This is a genomic window from Salinibacterium sp. GXW1014, assembly GCF_044769865.1.
Classification (GTDB): Bacteria; Actinomycetota; Actinomycetes; order Actinomycetales; family Microbacteriaceae; genus Homoserinimonas.
The window spans coordinates 1-5,632 of the sequence record NZ_JBIZWA010000003.1 but is presented as its reverse complement, the minus strand read 5'-3'; the positions used below and the strand labels follow the sequence as shown (position 1 = coordinate 5,632).

The following is a 5,632-nucleotide window of genomic DNA, read 5'->3' as shown; positions in this document are numbered from 1 at the left end:
GGGTGGGGTCGGGTTAACGGGAAATGGCCACCCCGGTCGGGGTGGCCATTTCTCGAAAGAAGTCCGGCGGTGTCCTACTCTCCCACAGGGTCCCCCCTGCAGTACCATCGGCGCAGAGAGTCTTAGCTTCCGGGTTCGGAATGTAACCGGGCGTTTCCCTCTCGCTATGGCCGCCGAAACACTATTGATTTATGTATCAGTTCATAGCCGCACACGCTGCCGAGCGGAAGCTCAACCGCGGTGTGCGGGATGATCCCCGACCGTAAATCGGGAACCACAAAGTGGACGCGAAGCACCTTTGTAAGGTGTTATCAAGTTATCGGCTTATTAGTACAGGTCAGCTGCACGAGTCGTTAGTCCTCGCTTCCACATCCTGCCTATCAACCCAGTAGTCTACTGGGAGCCTCTCACCCCGAAGGGTATGGAAATCTCATCTTGAAGCTGGCTTCCCGCTTAGATGCTTTCAGCGGTTATCCATTCCGAACGTAGCTAATCAGCGGTGCTCCTGGCGGAACAACTGACACACCAGAGGTTCGTCCATCCCGGTCCTCTCGTACTAGGGATAGATCTTCTCAAATTTCCTGCGCGCGCAGAGGATAGGGACCGAACTGTCTCACGACGTTCTAAACCCAGCTCGCGTACCGCTTTAATGGGCGAACAGCCCAACCCTTGGGACCTACTCCAGCCCCAGGATGCGACGAGCCGACATCGAGGTGCCAAACCATGCCGTCGATATGGACTCTTGGGCAAGATCAGCCTGTTATCCCCGAGGTACCTTTTATCCGTTGAGCGACAGCGCTTCCACAAGCCACTGCCGGATCACTAGTCCCGACTTTCGTCCCTGCTCGACTTGTCAGTCTCACAGTCAAGCTCCCTTGTGCACTTACACTCGCCACCTGATTGCCAACCAGGTTGAGGGAACCTTTGGGCGCCTCCGTTACTTTTTGGGAGGCAACCGCCCCAGTTAAACTACCCACCAGGCACTGTCCGAGAACCGGATCACGGTTCGTCGTTAGATATCCAATATGACCAGAGTGGTATTTCAACAATGACTCCACCGACACTAGCGTGCCAGCTTCACAGTCTCCCACCTATCCTACACAAGCCACACCGAACACCAATACCAAGCTGTAGTAAAGGTCACGGGGTCTTTCCGTCCTTCTGCGCGTAACGAGCATCTTTACTCGTAGTGCAATTTCGCCGAGTTCGCGGTTGAGACAGCTGGGAAGTCGTTACGCCATTCGTGCAGGTCGGAACTTACCCGACAAGGAATTTCGCTACCTTAGGATGGTTATAGTTACCACCGCCGTTTACTGGGGCTTAAATTCGCAGCTTCGCTTACGCTAACCGCTCCTCTTAACCTTCCAGCACCGGGCAGGCGTCAGTCCGTATACATCGTCTTGCGACTTGGCACGGACCTGTGTTTTTAGTAAACAGTCGCTTCCCACTGGTCTCTGCGGCCTTCAAACGCTTTCGGAGCAAGTCCTAATACGCCTCAGGCCCCCCTTCTCCCGAAGTTACGGGGGCATTTTGCCGAGTTCCTTAACCACGATTCTCTCGATCGCCTTAGTATTCTCTACCTGAACACCTGAGTCGGTTTGGGGTACGGGCGGCTAGAACCTCGCGTCGATGCTTTTCTTGGCAGCATAGGATCACTGATTTCGCCCATTCGGACTACCCATCGGGTCTCAGCCTTATATGAGAGACGGATTTGCCTATCTCTCGGCCTACATCCTTAGACCGGGACAACCATCGCCCGGCTCAGCTACCTTCCTGCGTCACACCTGTTAATACGCTAGCCGCACCAGCATGGGGTCGAGCGTTAGACCGGCCGGTCTCACCCCGAAGGGATCAACTCAGCCGGGTTAGGACTCTTAGCACCACTGGATTGGCTTGGGCGGTTCTTCGCCGGTACGGGAATATCAACCCGTTGTCCATCGACTACGCCTGTCGGCCTCGCCTTAGGTCCCGACTTACCCAGGGCGGATTAACCTGGCCCTGGAACCCTTGTTCATTCGGCGGACGGGTTTCTCACCCGTCTTTCGCTACTCATGCCTGCATTCTCACTCGTGTAGGCTCCACGGCTGGTTCACACCGCCGCTTCACTGCCCACACGACGCTCTCCTACCACTCCGTACGGCTGAACCACGAAGGCTTGCCTATAGTACGAAATCTACAACTTCGGTGGTGTGCTTGAGCCCCGTTACATTGTCGGCGCGGAATCACTTGACCAGTGAGCTATTACGCACTCTTTCAAGGGTGGCTGCTTCTAAGCCAACCTCCTGGTTGTCTCTGCAACTCCACATCCTTTTCCACTTAGCACACGCTTGGGGACCTTAGTTGGTAGTCTGGGTTGTTTCCCTCTCGACGATGAAGCTTATCCCCCACCGTCTCACTGCTGCGCTCTCACTTACCGGCATTCGGAGTTTGGCTGACGTCAGTAACCTTTTGGGGCCCATCGGCCATCCAGTAGCTCTACCTCCGGCAAGAAACACGCAACGCTGCACCTAAATGCATTTCGGAGAGAACCAGCTATCACGAAGTTTGATTGGCCTTTCACCCCTATCCACAGCTCATCCCCTCAGTTTTCAACCTAAGTGGGTTCGGTCCTCCACGCGCTCTTACACGCGCTTCAACCTGGCCATGGATAGATCACTTCGCTTCGGGTCTAGGACATGCGACTCAAATCGCCCTATTCAGACTCGCTTTCGCTACGGCTTCCCCACTCGGGTTAACCTCGCCACATATCGCTAACTCGCAGGCTCATTCTTCAAAAGGCACGCTGTCACCCCTACTAAGGAGGCTCCAACGGTTTGTATGCAAACGGTTTCAGGTACTATTTCACTCCCCTCCCGGGGTACTTTTCACCTTTCCCTCACGGTACTTGTCCGCTATCGGTCTTCTGGGAGTATTTAGGCTTATCAGGTGGTCCTGACAGATTCACACGGGATTTCTCGGGCCCCGTGCTACTTGGGATCCTTCCCACCGCGGCGCGACATTTCAATTACGGGACTGGCACCCTCTATGGTCGACCTTTCAAGATCGTTCATCTATATCGCGCACGTCGATGCGTATCTCGGCAGAAATACGTGGAAGTCCCACAACCCCGACCATGCAACGCCTGCCGGCTATCACACATGATCGGTTTGGCCTGATCCGCGTTCGCTCGCCACTACTGACGGAATCACTATTGTTTTCTCTTCCTGTGGGTACTGAGATGTTTCACTTCCCCACGTTCCCTCTACCCGCCCTATATATTCAGGCGGGAGTCACCAGGTCGTATTGCTACGCCTGGCGGGGTTTCCCCATTCGGAAATCCTCGGATCACAGTTCGATTATCAACTCCCCGAGGCTTATCGCAGATTTCTACGTCCTTCTTCGGCTCCAGAAGCCAAGGCATTCACCGTTTGCACTTAGAAACTTGATGACAAAAATTACACAAAGAACAGCAAAAAAATTGCTCTTCTATGAAGACATCTGCGCGCTCCATCACCCACCCAGAGCAAGCCCTGGCGGCTGAATTTGCGCGAGTGTCTAAGATGCTCGCGTCCACTGTGTAGTTCTCAAAATACGGGCGGTACTTCCCCCTCACCACACCACGTGGTTCAGGCAGAAGTCCAGAGGAGTTCGACAAGCCCAGGTGTCACCACCCGCGCCGGCCCGGTCCCTCAGGACCCAACAGCGTGCAACGACCAGGACCCTCCCCCGAAGCGTGTTCCTTCCAGCAAGCTGGCGTACTAACACTTCAGGATCATCATCCTGGTCACAATGTCAATGTTCCACCCATGAGCAACCAGCGAAGTACATTCGACTTCGATCTGGCGCCTGGACCACAACTTTCGTTGGGCCAGATGCTCCTTAGAAAGGAGGTGATCCAGCCGCACCTTCCGGTACGGCTACCTTGTTACGACTTAGTCCTAATTACCGATCCCACCTTCGACAGCTCCCTCCTTGCGGTTGGGCCACTGGCTTCGGGTGTTACCGACTTTCATGACTTGACGGGCGGTGTGTACAAGGCCCGGGAACGTATTCACCGCAGCGTTGCTGATCTGCGATTACTAGCGACTCCGACTTCATGAGGTCGAGTTGCAGACCTCAATCCGAACTGAGACCGGCTTTTTGGGATTCGCTCCACCTTACGGTATTGCAGCCCTTTGTACCGGCCATTGTAGCATGCGTGAAGCCCAAGACATAAGGGGCATGATGATTTGACGTCATCCCCACCTTCCTCCGAGTTGACCCCGGCAGTCTCATATGAGTTCCCACCATGACGTGCTGGCAACATACGACGAGGGTTGCGCTCGTTGCGGGACTTAACCCAACATCTCACGACACGAGCTGACGACAACCATGCACCACCTGTTTACGAGTGTCCAAAGAGTTGACCATTTCTGGCCCGTTCTCGTATATGTCAAGCCTTGGTAAGGTTCTTCGCGTTGCATCGAATTAATCCGCATGCTCCGCCGCTTGTGCGGGCCCCCGTCAATTCCTTTGAGTTTTAGCCTTGCGGCCGTACTCCCCAGGCGGGGAACTTAATGCGTTAGCTGCGACACAGAAACCGTGGAATGGTCCCTACATCTAGTTCCCAACGTTTACGGCATGGACTACCAGGGTATCTAATCCTGTTCGCTCCCCATGCTTTCGCTCCTCAGCGTCAGTTACGGCCCAGAGATCTGCCTTCGCCATCGGTGTTCCTCCTGATATCTGCGCATTCCACCGCTACACCAGGAATTCCAATCTCCCCTACCGCACTCTAGTCTGCCCGTACCCACTGCAGGCTGGAGGTTGAGCCTCCAGTTTTCACAGCAGACGCGACAAACCGCCTACGAGCTCTTTACGCCCAATAATTCCGGATAACGCTTGCACCCTACGTATTACCGCGGCTGCTGGCACGTAGTTAGCCGGTGCTTTTTCTGCAGGTACCGTCACTTTCGCTTCTTCCCTACTAAAAGAGGTTTACAACCCGAAGGCCGTCATCCCTCACGCGGCGTTGCTGCATCAGGCTTGCGCCCATTGTGCAATATTCCCCACTGCTGCCTCCCGTAGGAGTCTGGGCCGTGTCTCAGTCCCAGTGTGGCCGGTCACCCTCTCAGGCCGGCTACCCGTCGTCGCCTTGGTGAGCCGTTACCTCACCAACAAGCTGATAGGCCGCGAGTCCATCCCAGACCGAAATTCTTTCCAAACGTTGACCATGCGGTCACGTCTCGTATCCGGTATTAGACGCCGTTTCCAGCGCTTATCCCAGAGTCAGGGGCAGGTTACTCACGTGTTACTCACCCGTTCGCCACTAATCCACCAGAGCAAGCTCCAGCTTCATCGTTCGACTTGCATGTGTTAAGCACGCCGCCAGCGTTCATCCTGAGCCAGGATCAAACTCTCCGTAAATGTTTGACTGCACAGCCACCGAAGCGACCGGCACATTCAGTGTGAACGACCACCGGAAACAGGCGGACCGAACACAAGTTTGAAACTGACAAGAACAAACATCATTGCTGACATTTGCATTGTTGTTAAATGTTTTTCCAAAGGAATCTCCTACACCCCAAAAGGATGTACGAGGTTTTTGGCATTTGACATTGTGCACGCTGTTGAGTTCTCAAGGAACGGACGCTCCCGGTGCCCCACCTTCCGG

General features: G+C 54.7%; 3 rRNA genes. All 3 read right to left on the bottom strand.

From position 1 onward, the window contains the following. Positions 1–61 precede the first annotated feature (61 nt). Positions 62–178, bottom strand: a 5S ribosomal RNA gene (gene rrf, locus ACIQK7_RS13215). 129 nt (positions 179–307) lie between these two features. Next, positions 308–3,427, bottom strand: a 23S ribosomal RNA gene (locus tag ACIQK7_RS13210). Positions 3,428–3,862: 435 nt separating this feature from the next. After that, positions 3,863–5,385, bottom strand: a 16S ribosomal RNA gene (locus ACIQK7_RS13205). The 16S, 23S and 5S rRNA genes sit together here, the layout of an rRNA operon. Positions 5,386–5,632: the final 247 nt, after the last annotated feature.